Here is a 19,412-nt window from a genome sequence, read left to right as displayed (position 1 = left end):
GGAGAGTCGTGGGCGAGGCGGGCGGACGTTTCGTTATTTTAGGCGCGCATGAAAAACGGGCCATCGCGGTCTTCCCGCGATGGCCCGTCGGATGCCGGCCGGCGCTTACTTCGGCGCGGACGCGGGCTTCGGTGCGGAAGCCGGCTTCGCGCTGGCGCCCGATGCCTTCGCGCCCGTGGCGGCCTTGGTGGCCGGGCTCTTCGTCGTGCTCTCGGCGAGCAGCGACTTCGATTCCTGGACCGGCTTGCCTTCGAGCTTGTTGAGCGCCTGCTGCATCATGAAGTCGTCGGTGCTGCCGAACTCGATCGGCTTGCGATCGCGATCCTTCTGGCGCTGCTCCGGCGTCTTCTTGTCGTTCTGCTCTTCGAGGACGCGCAGCTGATCCATCCGGCGCTGCTCGCGCTCTTCCTGTTCCTTCTTCTCGTTCGGGTCCTGCGTGTTCGCGAGGTGGTTCGTGTAGTCGACCTCGCGCGTCACGAGCACGTCGTCCGGATCGCCGTCGGCGTACTGATCGACCGGCACGTCCGGCGTGATGCCCTTGTTCTGGATCGAACGGCCGCTCGGCGTGTAGTAGTACGCGGTGGTCAGGCGCAGCGCGGTGTCGGCCGTCATCGGGCGAACCGTCTGCACCGAACCCTTGCCGAACGTCGTCTTGCCCATGATCTGCGCACGCTTCGAATCCTGCAGCGCACCGGCGACGATTTCCGACGCGGACGCCGAATACGCATTCGTCAGCACGATCATCGGCACGGTCTTGAAGACCGGCGGCAGGCTCTTCAGCGGATCGCCGTCGAAAGACGGCAGGCGATAGTTGTCGTACGTATCGCGGTAGACCTGCTTCGAATCGGGGATCTGGCCGTTGGTCGACACGACGACCGAGTCGGGCGGCAGGAACGCGCCGGCCACGCCGACCGCGCTCTGCAGCAGGCCGCCGCCGTTGTTGCGCAGGTCGAGGACGAGGCCCTTCAGGTTCGGCTGCTGGCGTGCGATGTCCTGCAGCTTCGCCGCGAGGTCAGGCGTCGTGCGTTCCTGGAAGCTTGTGATCCGGATATACGCGTAGCCCGGATCGAGGATCTTCATCTTCACGCTCTGGACCTTGATGATCGCGCGCGTGACCGTGACGGGGAACGTGCGGTCGTCGCTCTTGCGGAAGATCGTCAGCGTGACCTTGGTGCCCGGCTCGCCGCGCATCTGCTTCACGGCCTTGTCGAGCGTCATGCCGCGCACCGGCTTGTCGTTGATGCGCGTGATCAGGTCGCCCGGACGGAGGCCGGCGCGGAACGCGGGGGTATCCTCGATCGGCGAGATCACCTTGACGAGGCCGTCTTCCTGCGAGATCTCGATGCCGAGACCCGCGAAGCGGCCCTTCGTCTGCTCCTGCAGCTCGTCGTAGTCGGTCTTGTCGAGGAACGACGAGTGCGGGTCGAGGCTCGACACCATGCCCTTGATCGCCGCCGTCAGCAGCTTCTTGTCGTCGACCGGTTCGACGTACTCGCGCTTGATCTGGCCGAAGACTTCCGCGAACAGGCGGAGCTGGTCGAGAGGAAGCGGCGCCGTGGCGGTCTGCTCGGCCGATGCGGAAACCTGCAGCGTGGCGAACACGCCCGTGGCGAGGCCCGCGGCAATCAGGCCGATGTTCTTCAATTTCATTCGCATAGAGATCTGGTGCGGTCGGGAAGCGCGTGGCGGTAGCGGGGATGTAGCGGACAAGTATAACTGTTCGTCCGAAGACTCAGTGGAACGGCGCGAAAAGCGTCGAAAAGGGCCTGGAGCCGGCCCGGCAGGGCACCGCCGGACGCGCTGCGGGTTCGAAAGCGGATTCGACAGCGCCGGGGGCGCGAAGGTTCGCGCGGCGCGCCCGACGGCGGCCGGGCACGCCGCGCCTGACGCGGCCTGCCCGGCGCGACGGGCGTCAGCCCGCCTTGCCCTGCTTCGCGACGGCGGCCTGCGCCTGCGCGATGGCGTCCTGGTCGCCGAGGTAATAGTGCTTGATCGGCTTCAGGTTTTCGTCGAGTTCATAGACGAGCGGCACGCCGTTCGGGATGTTCAGGCCGACGATGTCGCTGTCCGAGATGCCGTCGAGGTATTTGATCAGCGCGCGCAGCGAGTTGCCGTGCGCGGCGATCAGCACCTGCTTGCCGGCGCGGACGGCCGGCGCGATCGACTCGTTCCACAGCGGCAGCACGCGCGCGACCGTGTCCTTCAGGCACTCGGTGAGCGGCAGCTGCTCGCGCGGCACCTTCGCATAGCGCGGGTCGTTGAACGGCGCGCGCTCGTCGGTCGGCTCCAGCGCGGGCGGCGGCGTGTCGTAGCTGCGGCGCCACACGAGCACCTGGTCGTCGCCGAACTTCGCGGCGGTTTCCGCCTTGTTCAGGCCCGACAGCGCGCCGTAGTGGCGCTCGTTGAGGCGCCACGAGTGAACGACCGGCAGGTACATCAGGTCCATCTTGTCCTGCACGTGCCACAGCGTGCGGATCGCGCGCTTGAGCACCGACGTGTACGCGATGTCGAACGTGTAGCCGGCCTCCTTGAGCAATTCGCCGGCCTGGTAGGCCTCGTTGCGACCCTGTTCGGTCAGGTCGACGTCGACCCAGCCGGTGAAGCGGTTTTCCTTGTTCCACGTCGATTCGCCGTGGCGGATGAGAACGAGTTTGTACATGGATCTTGCGGTCGGTAGTGAAGGAAGCTGTGGCGCGTCGTGCAGGACCCGACCCGGGCCCGCCATCGCGCAAGACGGTTATTTTATAATGGCGGGATTGTCCTCATCCGATTTCTCTTTTTCCGGCGGAATTCCGTGACGTTCTTTACCGATTACACGAACCTGGCCCTCATCGCGATCCTGGTGGTCTCCGGCGGCCTGCTGGCCTGGCCCGCACTGCGCCGCGGCCGTGGCGGCCTGTCGGCCGCGGAGGCGACGCAACTCATCAACCGCCGCAACGCGATCGTGATCGACGTGCGCGCCGCGGCCGATTTCGCCGCCGGCCACCTGCCGTCGGCGCGCCAGGTCGCCGCGGGCGAGATCGGCGCGAAAATTGCGCAGGTCGCGAAGAACAAGAGCACGCCGGTGCTGCTCGTCTGCCAGAACGGCCAGCAGTCGCAGAAGGCGGCGCGCGAGGTCGAGGCGGCGGGTTACGCCGAAGTGCACGTGCTCGAAGGCGGCGTGGCCGCCTGGCAGCAGGCCGGGATGCCGGTCGTCAAACAAGGAGTGGCGAAGTGAACAAGGTTTTGATGTACAGCACGCAGGTGTGTCCGTATTGCATGCAGGCCGAGCGCCTGCTGAAGCTGCGCGGGGTCGAGCAGATCGAAAAGGTGCTGATCGATCGCGATCCGGCGCGCCGCGAGGAAATGATGACGCGCACGGGGCGCCGCACGGTGCCGCAGATCTATATCGGCGACACGCACGTCGGCGGTTACGACGATCTGTCGAAGCTCGACCGCGAAGGCGGGCTCGTTCCGCTTCTGCAAGCGGCCTGATTAGGGCAGAATGGCCGCCGGCCGCGCCGCGGCTTGGGCGCGCAGGATTCATCCGTGGCGGCCGGCGAGAAGCCGGGCCGCTCCGTCACCACTTTTAGGGAAACACCATGTCCGACGTCGAAAACCAACCGTTCTTCAACATCCAGCGCGTCTACCTGAAGGATATGTCGCTCGAGCAGCCGAATTCGCCGGCGATCTTCCTCGAGCAGGACATGCCGTCGGTTGAAGTCGAAGTCGACGTGAAGGCCGACCGCCTCGCGGAAAGCGTGTTCGAAGTCGTCGTGTCGGGTACCGTCACGGCGAAGGTGAAGGACAAGGTCGCGTTCCTGATCGAAGCGAAGCAGGCCGGCATTTTCGACATCCGCAACATTCCGGACGAACAGCTCGACCCGCTCGTCGGCATCGCATGCCCGACGATCCTGTTCCCGTACCTGCGTTCGAACATCGCCGACGCGATCACGCGCGCGGGCTTCCCGCCGATCCACCTGGCGGAAATCAACTTCCAGGCGCTGTACGAGCAGCGTCTCGCGCAGCTTCAGCAGCAGGCCGGCGCCGCAGCAGGCGCGCCGAACGGCACGACGCTGAACTGACGTTTCACTCGGACCGGTGCTGGGTATGAAAGTAGCCGTTCTCGGCGCCGGTGCCTGGGGCACCGCGCTCGCGGGCCATCTGGCCGCGCGGCACGATACGCTTCTGTGGGCGCGCGATGCCGCGCTCATCGCCGGGCTGCAGGCCCGGCACGAAAATTCCCGCTATCTGGACGGCATCGCGCTGCCTGACGCGTTGCGCTACGACGCCGATCTCGGCGCCGCGCTCGCGCATGGCGCCGCGGACGACGCGCTGTGCGTGATCGCCGCGCCGGTGGCCGGGCTGCGCACGCTGTGTCACGCGATGCGCGACGCGGGCTGCGTGCCTGCGCATATCGTCTGGGTCTGCAAGGGCTTCGAGGCCGACACGCATCTGCTGCCGCACCAGGTGATCGCGGCCGAGCTGCCCGAACAGCAGAGCAACGGCGTGCTGTCGGGCCCGAGCTTCGCGCGCGAGGTCGGGCAGTCGCTGCCCGTCGCGCTGACGGTGGCGAGCACGTCGGCCGAGTGCCGCGAACGCACGCTCGCCGCGTTCCATCACGGCGCCATGCGGATCTATACGGGCGACGACGTGGTCGGCGTCGAGGTCGGCGGCGCGGTGAAGAACGTGCTGGCGATCGCGACCGGCATTGCCGACGGCCTCGGCCTCGGGCTGAACGCGCGCGCCGCGCTGATCACGCGCGGCCTCGCCGAAATGTCGCGGCTCGGCGTCGCGCTCGGCGGCCGCGCGGAAACCTTCACGGGCCTCACGGGCCTCGGCGACCTGATCCTCACCGCGACGGGCGACCTGTCGCGCAACCGCACGGTCGGCCTGCAACTGGCGGCCGGTCGCACGCTGAACGACATCCTCGGTGCGCTCGGCCACGTGGCCGAAGGCGTGCGCTGCGCGCAGGCCGTGCTGGCGCTCGCGCGTGCGCAGTCGATCGAAATGCCGATCACCGAAGCCGTGTGCGGCGTGCTGTTCGACGGCATCGCACCGCGCGACGCGGTCAGCGGCCTGCTGCGGCGCGACGCGCGCGCCGAGTAGCGCGAACCGCTGCTCCCCGGTGCGGTTGCACCGGGCGCGCGGCGCCAAAGCGGACTACGCTTGAACAGTCTCCGGCGTTCCGGGAGGGTGTCATGCTGCAGATCGGTTCCACCACGCTCGACGCGCAGGTCGTCGACATCACGACGCTCGATGTCGACGCGATCGTCAACGCGGCGAACGGCTCGCTGCTCGGCGGGGGCGGCGTCGACGGCGCGATCCATCGCGCAGCCGGCCCCGGCCTGCTCGCCGAGTGCCGCACGCTCGGCGGCTGCGACACGGGCGACGCGAAGCTCACGCGCGGCCACGGGCTGCCGGCGCGTTACGTGATCCATGCGGTCGGCCCCGTGTGGTACGGCGGCGGGCGCGGCGAGGCCGACCTGCTCGCGTCGTGCTACCGGCGGGCGATCGAGCTGGCCGAGGAGGTCGCGGCGACGTCGATCGCATTCCCCGCAATCAGCTGCGGAATCTACCGTTATCCCGTTGAAGAGGCCGTCGGCATCGCGGTCGGCACCGTCGCCGAAATGCTGCCGCAGGCGCCGAGCCTCGCACGCGTGGTGTTCGCGTGCTTTTCCCCCGACATCTACGACCTGTATCGCGTGCGGCTCACGCGGGCCTGATGCCTTCCGCGCGGCGGGTGATGGCCGACGAGCGTCAGGCGCCGCCTTCGAAGCCGGCCTGGCGCCACGCCTCGAATACGACCACCGCGACCGTGTTCGACAGGTTCAGGCTGCGGTTGTCCGGCCGCATCGGCAGGCGCACGCGCTGTTCGTTCGGAAAGCGCTCGAGCAGTTCGGCGGGCAGGCCGCGCGTCTCGGAACCGAACACGAACCAGTCGCCCGGCAGGAACGCATGATCGTGGAAGCGGCCCGAGCCGCGTGTCGTGAACGCGAACATCCGCGCGGGATCGGGTGCCTCGGACGCGACGAATGCGTCCCAGTCGCGGTGCACGCGCATCTGCGCGTACTCGTGATAGTCGAGGCCGGCGCGGCGCATCCGCGCGTCGTCGAGCGGAAAGCCGAGCGGTTCGATCAGGTGCAGGTGCGCGCCCGTATTGGCGCACAGGCGGATCACGTTGCCGGTGTTCGGCGGAATTTCGGGGGCGACGAGGACGACGTTGAACATGTTTCGGTTTGGCTGGGCCGGCCGGGGCGGCGCAACGTGCGCGTTCCCGGCCGGCCGGTTCGTGACGGCAGCGGCCGCGTTGGCGCGGCCGGCCTCCCTATCTAATTAATCCCTGGCGGTGCGCAGCGCAACCAGATTCGTCACGCGCGCGGCGCCCGCCGCCTTCAGCACGTGCGCGGCGGCCGCGAGCGTCGCGCCGGACGTCATCACGTCGTCGACGAGCGCGACGTGGCGACCGGCGACATCACCGGCCACCGCGAACGCCGCCATCACGTTGTCGCGCCGGGCCTGCCGGTCGAGCCGCGACTGCGGTGCCGTGTCGGCGACGCGTGCGAGCAGTGCCGCGTCCGCGCGGACCCCGAGCCGATGTGCGAGCGGACGTGCAATCGCCCACGCCTGGTTGTAGCCGCGTGCGACGAGCCGCCGGCGCGACAGCGGCACCGGCGCGACCAGGTCGAAACCGCTCGCGCCCGGCGTATCGTCGACCAGCCGCGCGAGCCGCGCCGCGAATTCGGCGCCGAGCGCGAGCCGCGCGTGAAACTTCAGGCCGCGCGCGAGCCCGTCGAGCGGCGCACGGTAATCCGCGAGCGCGAGCGTTGCATCGAACGGCGGCGGGGCGGTGCGGCACGCATCGCACCGATACGCGGCCGGGTGGCCGGCGGCAGTGCGCGCGCCACGGCGCGCATGCGCCTGCCCGGCGCCCAGCGGCAGCGCGCAGGCGTCGCAGCGCAATCGCGCTTCATTCCAGTACGCGGCGTCGCAAGCATCGCATATCACGGCATGTGACAAATTGCCGCACAGTGCGCAGCGATTCGGCAGCGCGACGGCGGCGACCTTCGTCGCCAGCACGCGAACCTGCGACAAAACGACGCGCATCGTGCGCTCGGCGGAACTGCGGATCATCGCAACACTCCTGCCACCCCGCCTCAATGAAGCTTCCGGGGCGAGCGAGTATACTTCGGGCTCTTCGCCAGTGTGCCCGACATGTCCCCAGCTTCGACTTCCACCGGCCGTCCGGCCAATGACGCCAGGCGCCTGCGGCGGATCTTCGACCGCCGCGCCGCCACCTTCGACGCGGTCGCGTTCCTGCCGCGCGAGATCGCGCAGCGGATGAACGAGCGTCTCGAATACATCAAGGTGAGCCCCGCGGCCGTGCTCGATGCGGGCTGCGGCCCCGGCGACGACCTGCCGGCGCTGCGTGCGCGCTTTCCGGAAGCCCCCGTGTTCGGCGTCGACCTGTCCGGCGCGATGCTCGCGCGGGCCGGTCAGCGCGAGGTCGAGCAGGCCAGCTGGCGCCGCTGGCTGCCGGCGTCGCTCGGCCGCGCGCTGGGCCAGCGCGGCCCGCGCGTCGCGCAGGCCGATTTCGCCGCGCTGCCGTTCCCGGGCGGCGCATTCGACCTGATCTGGTCGAATCTCGCGCTCCACTGGCATTCACGTCCCGACGCGGTGCTGCCCGAATGGCAGCGCGTGCTGCGCGTGAACGGCTTGCTGATGTTCAGCACGCTCGGCCCCGACACGCTGCGCGAGCTGCGCGCGGCCTGCGCGGACGCCGAAGCGGCGCTCGGCATGGCGCCGCCGGCCGCACGCGTGATCGATTTCGTCGACATGCACGACCTCGGCGACATGCTCGTCGAGAGCGGTTTCGAGATTCCCGTGATGGATCAGGAAGTGCTGACCGTCACTTACAAATCCCCCGATTCCCTGCTGGCCGACGTGCGCCGCTGGGGCGCCTATCCGTTCGAGCGCACGGCGCCGCGGCACGCGACGCGGCGCTTTCGCGCGGCGCTCGGCGACGCGCTGGAGGCGCGCCGGCGCGAGGACGGCACGATTCCGCTGACCTTCGAGGTGATCTACGGCCACGCATGGAAGGCCGTGCCGCGCACGACCGCCGAAGGGCACGGGATCGTGCGCATCGAGGATATCGGCAAGGGGCGTCCGAAGAATCGGTAAAGCGGTAAAGAGGGGTTTTGTTATGTCTGAAATTAGCGGCGCGAGGCGCGGTCGAAATGGTGCGAAAAATGGCCGAAAAGCTTGTCGCGCTTGGCTCGGCGGGCGATAGCCGCTTGCTTGTGGATGCCATTGAACCCGCCTATAATGCGTCAGCTTGTCGTCCCGGGGTCCCCGCAATACGGGGCGACGAGTCCGATGCAGGCATGCATCGCATGCCATTCGCGTGAGGCGGCGATGGAAGCAGCGAGGGTTTCGGCGGAGACGACGAACGGCGAGCCGGTTCTCGAAGACTGGCTGATGAAACGCAACTGTTCGGTGTCGCCACGCCAGTTCGTGCTGTTTTACGCGTCGCTCGCGGGCTTCTCGCTGGCGATCGCGACGTTGCTGATGTGGAGAGGGGCCTGGCTCGTCATGCCCTTTACCGGAGTCGAGTTGCTGGCAGTGGGTGTCGCATTTGCGATCTACGCTCGCCATGCGGTCGACTACGAGCGCATCAGGCTGTATCCGCATCGGCTCGTGATCGAGCGGATGGATGCGGAGCGGCTCACGCAGATCGAATTCAACCCGCGCTGGGTGCGGGTCGAGCCGGGTGCGACGCCACGCGATCCGATTCGGCTGGTATCGCGCGGGCAGACCGTCGTAATCGGGCAGCATCTCGCGCAGCACAAGCGTGCGCAGTTCGCCGACGAACTGCGCGTGTCGCTCAGGCGCTGCGGCTGACGAGGCGCGGGCACCGGCCGGAACAGGCCGGCGGCTTGCGACGGGGGAGGGTTTGAATGGAAATTTTGGGTAAGGATGCTATGAAAACAATCAAGCGAGCCCTCGCGGGCGTGCTGGCATGCAGCGGATTGCTCTTTGCCGGTGCGGCCCTGGCGGTCGGTGATAGCCCGGGCGGCCCCCGTGTCAACGAGATCAACTTTCAGCCGCCTGTCACGAAGATCGCCGAGGAGCTCTACGATCTCCACACGATGATGCTGATCCTGTGTACGGTGATCTTCGTCGGCGTGTTCGGCGTGATGTTCTATTCGATCTTCGCGCACCGCAAATCCAAGGGCCACAAGGCCGCCAATTTCCATGAAAGCACGACCGTCGAGATCATCTGGACGATCGTGCCGTTCGTCATCGTCGTGCTGATGGCGTTGCCGGCGACGAAGGCCGTCGTCGCGATGAAGGACACGACGAACGCCGATCTCACGATCAAGGTCACCGGCTACCAGTGGAAGTGGGGCTACGACTACGTGAAGGGCCCGGGCGAGGGCATCGGCTTCCTGTCGACGCTGACCACCCCGCGCGACGAAGTGATGGGCAAGAAGCCGATCACCGACACCTATCTGCAGGAAGTCGACAACCCGCTCGTCGTGCCGGTCAACAAGAAGATTCGCATCATCACGACCGCGAACGACGTCGTCCACTCGTGGTACGTGCCCGCGTTCGGCGTGAAGCAGGATGCGATCCCCGGCTTCGTGCGCGACACGTGGTTCAAGGCCGACAAGGTCGGTACGTTCCGCGGTTTCTGTACCGAGCTGTGCGGTAAGGAACACGCGTACATGCCGGTCGTGGTCGAAGTGCTGTCGGACGACGACTACGCGAAGTGGGTCACCGCGCAGAAGGCCAAGCTGGCCGGCGCGGCGGTCGACCCGAACAAGGTCTACACGATGGCCGAACTCGTCGCGCACGGCGAGGAAGTCTACAAGGCGAACTGCGCGGCCTGCCACCAGGTGAGCGGCAAGGGCCTCGGCGCGTTCCCGGCCATGGACGGCAGCCCGATCGTGAACGGCCCGATCGCCGCGCACGTCGAGCGCGTGCTGCACGGCAAGGGCGCGATGCCGTCGTGGGCGTCGCTGTCGGACCTCGACATCGCTTCGGTCGTCACGTACGAACGCAACTCGTGGGGCAATCACAAGAACGACCTGCTGCAGCCCAAGCAAGTGGCCGACGCGCGCAACGGCAAGATGCCGGAAGACACGGCAGGCGCGGCAGCAGCTCCGGCGGAAGCGGCTTCGGCACCGGCGCAAGCCGCGTCGGGCGCCGCCGAGCAGCCGGCAGCAGCGGCATCGGCCGCGCTGTCGACGATCTACTTCGAAACGGGCAAGAGCGTGCTGCCGGCCGACGCGAAAGCGGCGATCGCCGCCGCGGCCGACTATGCGAAGGCACATCCGGACGCGAAGCTCGCGCTGTCGGGCTTCACCGACAAGACGGGCTCGGCCGACGCAAACGCCGAACTGGCGAAGCATCGTGCACAGGCCGTGCGCGACGCGCTGAAGGCAGCAGGCGTGGCGGAAGACCACATCATCATGAAAAAGCCGGAAACGATCACGGGCGGGGCTGACGCCAAGGAAGCCCGGCGTGTCGAGATCGGTCCGGCGGCTTGACGTGTCGCTGAGTTAGTCGACGTATTCGCATTAGGAGATTCTCATGTCTAGCATCGGGCACGACGTAGCCGCGGACCACGCGCACGACGACCACGCGCACGAAATGCCGCACGGCTGGCGTCGCTGGCTGTTCGCCACCAACCACAAGGACATCGGTACGCTGTACCTGCTGTTCTCGTTCATCATGTTCCTGTCGGGCGGCGTGATGGCGCTCGGCATCCGTGCCGAGCTGTTCGAGCCGGGCCTGCAGATCATGCGTCCGGAGTTCTTCAACGAACTCACGACGATGCACGGCCTGATCATGGTGTTCGGCGCGATCATGCCGGCGTTCGTCGGCTTCGCGAACTGGATGATTCCGCTGCAGATCGGCGCATCCGACATGGCGTTCGCGCGGATGAACAACTTCAGCTTCTGGCTGCTGCCGGTCGCGGCCGTGCTGCTGGTCGGCTCGTTCTTCGCGCCGGGCGGCGCGACGGCCGCCGGCTGGACGCTGTACGCACCGTTGTCGACGCAGATGGGCCCGGGCATGGACTTCGCGATCTTCGCGGTCCACATCATGGGCGCGTCGTCGATCATGGGCGGGATCAACATCGTCGTGACGATCCTGAACATGCGCGCACCGGGCATGACGCTGATGAAGATGCCGATGTTCGCGTGGACGTGGCTGATCACCGCGTACCTGCTGATCGCCGTGATGCCGGTCCTGGCAGGCGCGATCACGATGGTGCTGTTCGACCGCCACTTCGGCACGTCGTTCTTCAACGCGGCAGGCGGCGGCGACCCGGTGATGTACCAGCACATCTTCTGGTTCTTCGGCCACCCCGAGGTGTACATCATGATTCTGCCGGCGTTCGGGATCGTGTCGCAGGTGATCCCGGCGTTCGCACGCAAGACGCTGTTCGGCTATAGCTCGATGGTGTACGCGACGGCATCGATCGCGATCCTGTCGTTCATGGTCTGGGCGCACCACATGTTCGCAACGGGCATGCCGGTCACCGGCCAGCTGTTCTTCATGTACGCGACGATGCTGATCGCGGTGCCGACGGGCGTGAAGGTGTTCAACTGGCTCGCGACGATGTGGCGCGGCTCGATGACGTTCGAAACCCCGATGCTGTTCGCGATCGGCTTCCTGTTCGTGTTCACGTTCGGCGGCCTGACGGGCCTGATGCTCGCGATGGCGCCGCTCGACATCCAGTATCACGGTACCTACTTCGTGGTGGCGCACTTCCACTACGTGCTGGTGGCCGGCTCGCTGTTCGCGCTGTTCTCGGGCTGGTACTACTGGGCACCGAAGTGGACGGGCTGGATGTACAACGAGACGCGCGGCAAGATCCACTTCTGGGCGTCGATGATCTTCTTCAACCTGACGTTCTTCCCGATGCACTTCGTCGGTCTCGCGGGCATGCCGCGCCGCTATGCGGACTACCCGGCGCAGTTCACGGACTTCAACCAGGTCGCGACGATCGGCGCATTCGGCTTCGGCCTCGCGCAGGTGTACTTCCTGTTCGCAGTCGCGCTGCCGGCCTACCGTGGCGGCGGCGAGCTGGAAAAGGCGTCGGACAAGCCGTGGGATGGCGCGACGGGCCTCGAGTGGACGGTGCCGAGCCCGGCTCCGTTCCACACGTTCGAGCAACCGCCGCACGTCGAGTAAGTTTCACAGTGCGCTCCGCCGCTGCCTGCCGTGCAGGCAGGCGCGGCGGGCGCGGAACTGAAGTTTCAGCGAAGTTTCAGATGACCCGGAATCCACAAGAAAGACGAACGCCCGAGCAGATTCGCGCGGGCAACAAGCGGCTCGGCCTCATCCTGCTCGTCATCGCCGCCGTTTTCTTTGTGGGTGTCGTGATCAAGCAGTGGTGGCTGTCCACTCACTGATGCAGTAACTGACGCAGTAGCGAGGAAGTCGTCGTATGTCGAAGCCGGAAGAGGGCGCCGTCGATCGCGCGTTCAATCGTTCGATGCTGGTGAAGCTCTTTGTCGTGGCCGGGCTGATGTTCGGTTTCGGCTTCGCGCTGATCCCGATGTATCGGGCGATCTGCCAGATCACCGGCATCAACAACCTGGTGCAGCGCGACGTCAGCGAGCGCGAGGTGAAGAACTCGCAGGTCGACACCAGCCGGACGGTGTCGGTCGAGTTCGATGCGAACGCGCGCGGGCCGCTCGGTTTCAAGCCGGAGCACAACAGCCTCGACGTGCATCCGGGCGAACTGACGACGATCGTGTACGACGTGACGAACGGGCAGGGCCGGCCGGTCGTTGCGCAGGCGATTCCGAGCTACGCGCCGAAGCAGGCGACGGAGTTTTTCAAGAAGATCGAGTGCTTTTGCTTCACGCAGCAGACGCTGGCCGCGAACGAGTCGCGCAAGATGCCGGTGGTGTTCGTGATCGATCCGAAACTGCCGAAGGACGTGAAGACGATCACGCTGTCGTACACGTTCTTCGAGCTGAATACGCCGGCCACGCCGGCGCCGGCGCAGCGGAGTACCGCGGCGCAGGGCGCGGTAAAGCCGGACGCATGACGACGGAGGCGGGGCGATGACGGAAGTCAAGCGGAGCGGGACGTTCGGTCAGGCGCTGAAAGCGGTGCTGTGGTCGTTCTTCGGGGTGCGCAAGCGGCGCGACCTGGAGGCCGACGCGACGCAGCTGAATCCGCTGCACGTGCTGATCGTCGCGTTGCTCGCGGCCGGCGTGTTCATCGGCGTGCTGATCCTGATCGTGCGTGCCGTCGTGGGTTGAGGGCGTGCGGCCAGCGGCGCGCGGCCCGCGGTCACGAAAGAATGCAGTGCGCAGCGCCATGGTGCTGCGCGCAGGAAAGAGCGGTGCAGTCATGCCGCGCAAGAAATAAAGCCGGAGCGGTTTCCGGTAAACAAATTGGACAGAAGTGGAGAATCAAGCATGAGCGGTCAAAACCAGACCCCGTACTATTTCGTGCCGCATCCGTCGCACCATCCGATCAGTGCAGCCATCGGCCTGCTGGTCATGCTCGGATCGGCGGCGCTGTGGATCAACGGTCACGACTGGGCGCCGTTTACGGCGCTGCTCGGCCTGCTGTGGTTGCTCTTCACGCTGTATCACTGGTTCGGCGACGCGATCGCCGAATCGGAAGGCGGTCATTACGGCAAGAACGTCGACAAGTCGTACCGCTGGAGCATGAGCTGGTTCATCTTCTCGGAAGTGATGTTCTTCGGCGCGTTCTTCGGCGCGCTGTTCTATGCGCGCGAAATCGCGCTGCACCAGCTCGGCAGCCTCGACTACAAGCTGATCTGGCCGGATTTCTCCGCCGTGTGGCCGAACGAAGGCCCTGCCGCGCTCGCCGGTCACTTCAAGACGATGGGCCCGTGGCCGATCCCGACGCTGAACACCGCGTTCCTGCTGTCGTCGGGCGTGACGCTGACGATCTCGCACCACGCACTGCGTGACGATCATCGCAAGAAGGCGATCGCGTGGCTGGCCGCGACGCTCGTGTTCGGTATCTGCTTCCTGTTCCTGCAGGGCTTCGAGTACTACCACGCGTACAACGAACTGAACCTGACGCTGAACTCGGGCGTGTACGGCTCGACGTTCTTCCTGCTGACGGGCTTCCACGGTTTCCACGTGTTCCTCGGCGGCACGATGCTCGCGGTGGTGCTGGTGCGGATGATCCGCGGCCACTTCAAGCCCGATCATCACTTCGCATTCGAAGGCGCCGCGTGGTATTGGCACTTCGTCGACGTCGTCTGGCTCGGCCTGTACGTCGTCGTCTACTGGCTGTAAATGAAACAACGGCCCGCGCAGCAATGCGCGGGCCGTTTTCATTGGTGTCGGCAGGCAGCGCCGCTGCCTGCCGACACCACCCCGGCGCCGCCGCGACTCAGTCAGGCGGCGCTTTTGCTTGGTGGCGCGGCCGTGCGGCGAAATGTCACAGTGGTCGCAGCGGCGGCCGCGGCAACGGCATCAACGCCCGATCGGCAGGCCGGTCGAATGGATCCAGCCCATCCAGTTCGCGACCAGGATGAGCAGGAACAGCGACACCGACAGCCCGACGCGGGTGGCGAGCGACCAGACCATGCGCTTCGTGTGGCCGCGGTCGTGCATCATGAAGTAGAGCGCCGAGCCCATGCTGGCAATGATGAGGACGAAGGCGATGGGAACGAGTATGTGCATGACACGAACCGGACAACGGCAATTCGAAAGGAAGAGGATAATTATCGCACTTCGCTTTCGCGCAGGTGCCGGGCGGGCCGCATGATGAAGATCCGCTGGCTGCCCGCGCTCCTGATCCTCTTCGTCGTCGCCGTCACGATCCGGCTCGGGTTCTGGCAGCGCGACCGCGCGCACCAGAAGGAAGCGCTGCAGGCGAGCATCGCGCGCTACGAGCAGGCGGTGCCCGTCGACGTCGGCGCGCAGCCGATGCCGCTCGCGTCGATCGAGTTTCATCGCGTGCGGGCCAGGGGCCGGTTCCTGCCCGAGCAGGCGGTGTTCCTCGACAATCGGCCGTATAACGACCAGCCGGGTTTTTACGTCGTGATGCCGTTTAAACTCACGGGCGGCGGCGTCGTGCTCGTGAACCGCGGCTGGCTGCCGCGCAATATTGCCGATCGCACGGCGATCGAGCCGTTCGCGACGCCGGCGGGCGACGTCGAGATCGTCGGCATCGCGCGCGCCGACGCATCGCGTGCGTTCGAGCTCGGCGAAGGCGGGTCGGCCGCGCACCAGAAGATCCGGCAGAACCTGGACGTCGCCGAGTACGCGAAGGAAACGGGGCTGCCGCTGCAGCCGTTCGTGATCCAGCAGACGAGCGACGACGGCGACAAGCTCGTGCGCGACTGGCCGGCGGCGACGACCGGCGTCGAGCGCAATTACGGTTACATGTTTCAGTGGTGGGCGATGGCGGCGGCCGCGCTCGGCTTCGGCCTGTACGCCGCGCGGCGTGCGGCGAAGAAGTCGGCCGGCGCATGAGCGCCATCCCAGGACGCGGCGCCGGCGCCGCGGGTTCGTTTCGAGAGGTCTGATTTGTCCATGCAATCTTCCCGTCAGGGTCCGGCCGCTGCGCCGATCTCGCCTGCGGCCCGCAAGCGCGGCCGCTGGATGCTCGTGCTGCTGGGTCTCGTGTGCGCCGCACCGATGATCGCGTCGTACTTCACCTATTACGTGATCAAGCCGAAGGGCGGGTCGACGAACTACGGCACGCTGATCGAGCCGCAGCGCCCGATCCCGGCCGATCTGCAGGTGACCGACGAAACCGGCAAGACCGTGCCGCTGTCGTCGCTGCGCGGCGTGTGGCTGTTCGTGATGACCGACCGCAGCGCGTGCGACGACGCGTGTGCGCAGAAGCTCTATTTCATGCGCCAGATCCGCGTCACGCAGGCGGGCGAGCGGCACCGGATCACGATGGTGTGGCTGCGCAGCGATGCGGGCGCGATGCCGCAGAAGGTGCTGGATGCCTACCCGGACACGCGCCGGCTCGTCGCCGATCCGGCCGCGGTGGCCGCATGGCTGCCGGCCGACGCCGGCACGAAGGACAGCGACCACATCTACATGGTCGATCCGAACGGCAACCTGATGATGCGTTTCCCGAAAGACCCGAATCCCAGCAAGATCAAGTCGGACGTGACGAAGCTGCTGAAGTGGTCGAGCATCGGTTAAGGCGAGAGAACGAGGCACCATTCCGATGTCGTATCTACTGCAACTCGGCCTGATCGGCTTGTGCATCGCGCTGCTGCCGCTGTCGTACGTGTGGGTGAAGGCCGACGACGACAAGTTCCGCAAGCTGGTGTGGATCACCACGTTCCTGACGCTCGACCTCGTGATGTTCGGCGGCTTCACGCGCCTGACCGATTCGGGGCTCGGCTGCCCCGACTGGCCCGGCTGCTACGGCACGTCGTCGCCGTTCATCGCGCACGCCGCGATCTCGGCCGCGCACCAGGCGATGCCGACGGGGCCGGTCAGCATGACCAAGGCATGGATCGAGATGATCCACCGCTATTTCGCGATGGCGATCGGCGTGCTGATCATCGCGCAGGTCGTGATCGCATGGGCCGCGCGGCTGCGCCGCCGCCCGTTGCACGTGTCGCCGTGGTGGCCGACGAGCCTGCTGCTGCTGATCCTCGTGCAGGGCGCGTTCGGCGCGTGGACGGTCACGATGAAGTTGCAGCCGGTGATCGTCACGATCCACCTGCTGCTCGGCCTCACGCTGCTCGGCACGCTCGGCTGGCTCGCGGCGCGGCAGACCCCGCTGCCGTCGTATGACCCGGAGGCAGGGCGCTTCCGCGCGGCCGCGCTCGCGGCGCTCGTGCTGCTGGTCGTGCAGATCGCGCTCGGCGGCTGGGTGAGCACCAACTACGCGGTGCTCGCGTGTACCGACTTCCCGACCTGCAACGGCCAGTGGATCCCGCCGATGGATTTCCAGCACGGCTTCCATCTGTGGCGCGCGCTCGGGATGACGAAGGACGGCGACGCGATCACGCAGGACGCGCTGGTCGCGATCCACTGGACGCACCGCACGTTCGCGTTCGTCGTGGTCGCGTACCTGGTCGCGTTCGCGCTGAAGATGCGCCGCTTCGAATCGCTGCGGCGGCCCGCGAACGGCGTGCTGCTGGTCGTGCTGCTGCAGTTCGTGACGGGCCTGACCAACATCGTGCTGCAGTGGCCGCTGCCGGTCGCCGTCGCGCACAACGGCGGGGCCGCGGTCCTGCTGCTGCTCGTCGTCATGTTAAACTTTCGCATCCTTTCAAGCCGCCCCGGCCGTGTCGCGCAGCCTGCGCGCGACGCCGCCCCGGCGTGACCGTCCCCATGCAAAGCACCCTCTCCCAATCGCCCGGTAGCCGCTTCTCCCAGTACATGGCGCTGACGAAGCCGCGTGTCACGCAGCTCGCGGTGTTCTGCGCGGTGATCGGCATGTTCCTCGCGACGCCGGGCATGGTGCCGTGGCATGTGCTGATCGGCGGCACGATCGGCATCTGGCTGCTGGCCGGCGCCGCGTTCGCGATCAACTGCCTCGTCGAACAGAAGATCGACGCGATGATGCGCCGTACCGCGTGGCGCCCGTCCGCACGCGGCGAGATCACGACGCCGCAGATCCTGCTGTTCTCGGCCGTGCTCGGCAGCGTCGGCGCATGGACGCTCTATACGTTCACGAACCCGCTGACGATGTGGCTGACGATCGCGACGTTCGTCGGCTACGCGGTGATCTACACGCTGCTGCTCAAGCCGATGACGCCGCAGAACATCGTGATCGGCGGCGCGTCGGGCGCGATGCCGCCGGCGCTCGGCTGGGCCGCCGTCACCGGCGCGGTGCCGGGCGACGCGTGGATCCTCGTGCTGATCATCTTCGTGTGGACGCCGCCGCATTTCTGGGTGCTCGCGCTCTATCGCCGCAAGGATTACGAGAACGCGGGGCTGCCGATGCTGCCCGTCACGCACGGCGAGAAATTCACGCGGCTGCACATCCTGCTGTACACGGTGATCCTGTTCGCCGTCACGCTGATGCCGTTCATCTCCGGGATGAGCGGCGCCGTCTACCTGACGAGCGCGGTGCTGCTCGGCGCGGTGTTCCTCGCGTATGCGTGGAAGATCCACCGCGACTACTCGGACGAACTTGCCCGCAAGGCCTTCCGCTACTCGATCGTCTACCTGTCGCTGCTGTTCGCCGCGCTGCTCGTCGATCACTACGCACGCCCGCTGCTCGGCGTGTAACCGCACGGTTTGAACGCAATGCTCCATTCACGGTTCGGGCGCCGCGCGCGCCAAGGCTGGATGCTCGCGTGCGCATTCACGGCAGCGCTGCTGCTCGCCGGATGCGACAACGCGCCGAAATTCCAGAATCTCGACATCACCGGCAACACGCAGTTCGGCAGCGACTTCTCGCTGCCCGATACGGCCGGCAAGGTGCGCACGCTCGGCGAATTCAAGGGTAAGGCCGTCGTGATGTTCTTCGGCTATACGCACTGCCCGGACGTGTGCCCGACGACGATGGCCGAGCTGTCCGAAGCGCTGAAGCAGCTCGGGCCCGATGCCGCGAAGCGCGTGCAGGTGCTGTTCGTCACCATCGATCCGGAGCGCGACACGCCGGCGCTGCTTGGCCAGTACGTGCCCGCGTTCGACCCGTCGTTCATCGGCCTGCGGCCGGCCGACGAAGCGGCGCTGAAGAAGGTCACGAAGGATTTCCGCGTGTACTACGCGAAGGTGCCCGGCAAGACGCCCGGCAGCTACACGATGGATCACACGGCCGCGAGCTATGTGTTCGACCGCGACGGCAAGCTGCGCCTGTTCGTGCGCGACGGCCAGGGTCCCGCCCCGTGGGTCCACGACCTGAAGCTGCTGGTCGGCTGACCGGCAGCCGCCGGGCGCACGGCCCGGCGATCACGTGACGGCCAACCCGCGCCGTCACGCTTTCCCTCTTTTCCCGTTGCCTGCATGCGCTGCCCGCCGGGCGGCGCGTTTGCCCGTGCGCGTGATGCGCCGGCGTCGCGTTACGGCAGCGTCGGCACGTTGAAGCCGGACGCGGCGCGCGTGATCCGGAATTCGGTCACGCGATACGTGGCGAGCCCTTCGGTGACGAACGGGTCGGTCTCGAGGATCGCGTCGAGTTCGTCGCGATCGATGCGGGCCGCGAGAATCACGCCGCCTTCGCGCGGCACCTTCGGCCCCGCCGCGATGAAGATGCCCTTGTCGAACTGCGGTTGCAGATACGCGCGGTGGCGTTCGAGCGCGTCGTCGATGCGCGCGAGCGACGCGGTGTAGTGGATGTCGATGACGTACATGGATGGCCCTGGAATGGTGCCGGCGCGTGGCGCGCCGGTCAGCCGGTCTTTGTAGCACAGCGGATCGCGGCTGTCGCGCCGGCACGGCCTGTCGTTCGCCGGTTCGCCATGCGGACGTGTATTCAAGTTGTAAGCCTCGTTG

General features: G+C 66.9%; 24 protein-coding genes. 18 read left to right on the top strand and 6 right to left on the bottom strand.

The features are described 5' to 3' along the window. Window positions 1-105: 105 nt before the first annotated feature. Both AC5LXX_RS14740 and gpmA read right to left on the bottom strand, forming a co-directional pair. Entirely contained in the window at window positions 106-1,656 is a 1,551-nt protein-coding gene (locus tag AC5LXX_RS14740; RefSeq protein WP_124452160.1) for a S41 family peptidase, read from the bottom strand. Window positions 1,657-1,912: 256 nt separating this feature from the next. Continuing rightward, window positions 1,913-2,659: a 2,3-diphosphoglycerate-dependent phosphoglycerate mutase gene (gpmA, locus tag AC5LXX_RS14735; RefSeq protein ID WP_027789056.1), complete on the bottom strand. Its 747-nt coding sequence runs from the start codon at window positions 2,657-2,659 to the stop codon at window positions 1,913-1,915. A gap of 135 nt (window positions 2,660-2,794) precedes the next feature. Between gpmA and AC5LXX_RS14730 the strand changes: the two genes are divergently transcribed. From AC5LXX_RS14730 to AC5LXX_RS14710, 5 genes are all read left to right on the top strand, one after another. Further along, window positions 2,795-3,217 (top strand): rhodanese-like domain-containing protein, encoded by a 423-nt coding sequence (locus AC5LXX_RS14730; protein WP_124452157.1) that lies wholly within the window; start codon window positions 2,795-2,797, stop codon window positions 3,215-3,217. Next, the gene (gene grxC, locus AC5LXX_RS14725; RefSeq protein WP_006477722.1) at window positions 3,214-3,474 is read left to right on the top strand and encodes a glutaredoxin 3; all 261 of its coding nucleotides are present in this window, start codon (window positions 3,214-3,216) and stop codon (window positions 3,472-3,474) included. Before AC5LXX_RS14730 ends, grxC begins: the two co-directional genes overlap by 4 nt. A gap of 107 nt (window positions 3,475-3,581) precedes the next feature. Further along, complete coding sequence (secB, locus tag AC5LXX_RS14720) at window positions 3,582-4,064, top strand: protein-export chaperone SecB (protein ID WP_011353285.1); 483 nt, start codon at window positions 3,582-3,584, stop codon at window positions 4,062-4,064. 25 nt (window positions 4,065-4,089) lie between these two features. Beyond that, on the top strand, window positions 4,090-5,088 hold the full coding sequence (locus AC5LXX_RS14715; RefSeq protein WP_322082670.1) for an NAD(P)H-dependent glycerol-3-phosphate dehydrogenase: 999 nt from the start codon (window positions 4,090-4,092) through the stop codon (window positions 5,086-5,088). 92 nt (window positions 5,089-5,180) lie between these two features. Next, window positions 5,181-5,705: an O-acetyl-ADP-ribose deacetylase gene (locus AC5LXX_RS14710; RefSeq protein ID WP_493409908.1), complete on the top strand. Its 525-nt coding sequence runs from the start codon at window positions 5,181-5,183 to the stop codon at window positions 5,703-5,705. A 34-nt stretch (window positions 5,706-5,739) separates the two neighbouring features. Here AC5LXX_RS14710 and trmL read toward each other — a convergent pair whose 3' ends face one another. Both trmL and AC5LXX_RS14700 read right to left on the bottom strand, forming a co-directional pair. After that, window positions 5,740-6,210 (bottom strand): tRNA (uridine(34)/cytosine(34)/5-carboxymethylaminomethyluridine(34)-2'-O)-methyltransferase TrmL, encoded by a 471-nt coding sequence (trmL, locus tag AC5LXX_RS14705; RefSeq protein WP_124452151.1) that lies wholly within the window; start codon window positions 6,208-6,210, stop codon window positions 5,740-5,742. Window positions 6,211-6,315: 105 nt separating this feature from the next. Further along, on the bottom strand, window positions 6,316-7,113 hold the full coding sequence (locus AC5LXX_RS14700) for a ComF family protein (RefSeq protein ID WP_493409907.1): 798 nt from the start codon (window positions 7,111-7,113) through the stop codon (window positions 6,316-6,318). Between the two features lie 81 nt (window positions 7,114-7,194). Between AC5LXX_RS14700 and AC5LXX_RS14695 the strand changes: the two genes are divergently transcribed. From AC5LXX_RS14695 to AC5LXX_RS14660, 8 genes are all read left to right on the top strand, one after another. Next, window positions 7,195-8,160: a methyltransferase domain-containing protein gene (locus AC5LXX_RS14695; RefSeq protein ID WP_124452147.1), complete on the top strand. Its 966-nt coding sequence runs from the start codon at window positions 7,195-7,197 to the stop codon at window positions 8,158-8,160. Between the two features lie 195 nt (window positions 8,161-8,355). After that, entirely contained in the window at window positions 8,356-8,880 is a 525-nt protein-coding gene (locus tag AC5LXX_RS14690; RefSeq protein WP_493409906.1) for a DUF2244 domain-containing protein, read from the top strand. A 56-nt stretch (window positions 8,881-8,936) separates the two neighbouring features. Further along, window positions 8,937-10,532 (top strand): cytochrome c oxidase subunit II, encoded by a 1,596-nt coding sequence (gene coxB, locus AC5LXX_RS14685; RefSeq protein ID WP_493409905.1) that lies wholly within the window; start codon window positions 8,937-8,939, stop codon window positions 10,530-10,532. Between the two features lie 43 nt (window positions 10,533-10,575). Further along, window positions 10,576-12,183: a cytochrome c oxidase subunit I gene (gene ctaD / locus AC5LXX_RS14680; RefSeq protein ID WP_021163746.1), complete on the top strand. Its 1,608-nt coding sequence runs from the start codon at window positions 10,576-10,578 to the stop codon at window positions 12,181-12,183. An 80-nt stretch (window positions 12,184-12,263) separates the two neighbouring features. After that, window positions 12,264-12,404, top strand: coding sequence for a cytochrome oxidase small assembly protein (locus AC5LXX_RS14675; RefSeq protein ID WP_034179107.1), 141 nt, complete (start codon window positions 12,264-12,266; stop codon window positions 12,402-12,404). 35 nt (window positions 12,405-12,439) lie between these two features. Then, window positions 12,440-13,048 carry a cytochrome c oxidase assembly protein gene (locus AC5LXX_RS14670; RefSeq protein ID WP_493409904.1) on the top strand — a complete coding sequence of 203 codons (609 nt, stop codon included), beginning with the start codon at window positions 12,440-12,442 and terminating at the stop codon, window positions 13,046-13,048. Window positions 13,049-13,064: 16 nt separating this feature from the next. Then, window positions 13,065-13,265 (top strand): DUF2970 domain-containing protein, encoded by a 201-nt coding sequence (locus AC5LXX_RS14665; protein WP_011546273.1) that lies wholly within the window; start codon window positions 13,065-13,067, stop codon window positions 13,263-13,265. Between the two features lie 159 nt (window positions 13,266-13,424). Beyond that, window positions 13,425-14,282, top strand: coding sequence for a cytochrome c oxidase subunit 3 (locus AC5LXX_RS14660; RefSeq protein ID WP_027789064.1), 858 nt, complete (start codon window positions 13,425-13,427; stop codon window positions 14,280-14,282). A gap of 180 nt (window positions 14,283-14,462) precedes the next feature. Here AC5LXX_RS14660 and AC5LXX_RS14655 read toward each other — a convergent pair whose 3' ends face one another. After that, window positions 14,463-14,672, bottom strand: a complete 210-nt coding sequence (locus AC5LXX_RS14655; RefSeq protein ID WP_059688661.1) for a twin transmembrane helix small protein — start codon at window positions 14,670-14,672, stop codon at window positions 14,463-14,465. Window positions 14,673-14,756: 84 nt separating this feature from the next. Here AC5LXX_RS14655 and AC5LXX_RS14650 point away from each other — a divergent pair, with 84 nt between their 5' ends. The 5 genes from AC5LXX_RS14650 to AC5LXX_RS14630 are packed head-to-tail and all read left to right on the top strand — an operon-like array spanning window position 14,757 to window position 18,839. Beyond that, complete coding sequence (locus tag AC5LXX_RS14650) at window positions 14,757-15,467, top strand: SURF1 family protein (protein ID WP_493411132.1); 711 nt, start codon at window positions 14,757-14,759, stop codon at window positions 15,465-15,467. A 60-nt stretch (window positions 15,468-15,527) separates the two neighbouring features. Then, a complete protein-coding gene (locus AC5LXX_RS14645) occupies window positions 15,528-16,154 on the top strand; it encodes an SCO family protein (protein WP_493409903.1) in 627 nt (208 codons plus the stop codon). A gap of 25 nt (window positions 16,155-16,179) precedes the next feature. After that, window positions 16,180-17,292: a COX15/CtaA family protein gene (locus tag AC5LXX_RS14640; RefSeq protein ID WP_493401627.1), complete on the top strand. Its 1,113-nt coding sequence runs from the start codon at window positions 16,180-16,182 to the stop codon at window positions 17,290-17,292. A gap of 8 nt (window positions 17,293-17,300) precedes the next feature. Beyond that, window positions 17,301-18,203: a heme o synthase gene (gene cyoE, locus AC5LXX_RS14635; protein ID WP_034189234.1), complete on the top strand. Its 903-nt coding sequence runs from the start codon at window positions 17,301-17,303 to the stop codon at window positions 18,201-18,203. Between the two features lie 18 nt (window positions 18,204-18,221). Then, the gene (locus tag AC5LXX_RS14630) at window positions 18,222-18,839 is read left to right on the top strand and encodes an SCO family protein (protein WP_493409902.1); all 618 of its coding nucleotides are present in this window, start codon (window positions 18,222-18,224) and stop codon (window positions 18,837-18,839) included. Window positions 18,840-18,979: 140 nt separating this feature from the next. On the opposite strand, the gene AC5LXX_RS14625 is transcribed toward AC5LXX_RS14630, so the two are convergent. Beyond that, window positions 18,980-19,270, bottom strand: a complete 291-nt coding sequence (locus AC5LXX_RS14625; RefSeq protein ID WP_493409901.1) for a YciI family protein — start codon at window positions 19,268-19,270, stop codon at window positions 18,980-18,982. Window positions 19,271-19,412 lie beyond the last annotated feature (142 nt).

The sequence above is a fragment of the Burkholderia torrens genome (assembly GCF_984668525.1).
This window is presented reverse-complemented; position numbering and strand designations above follow the sequence as displayed.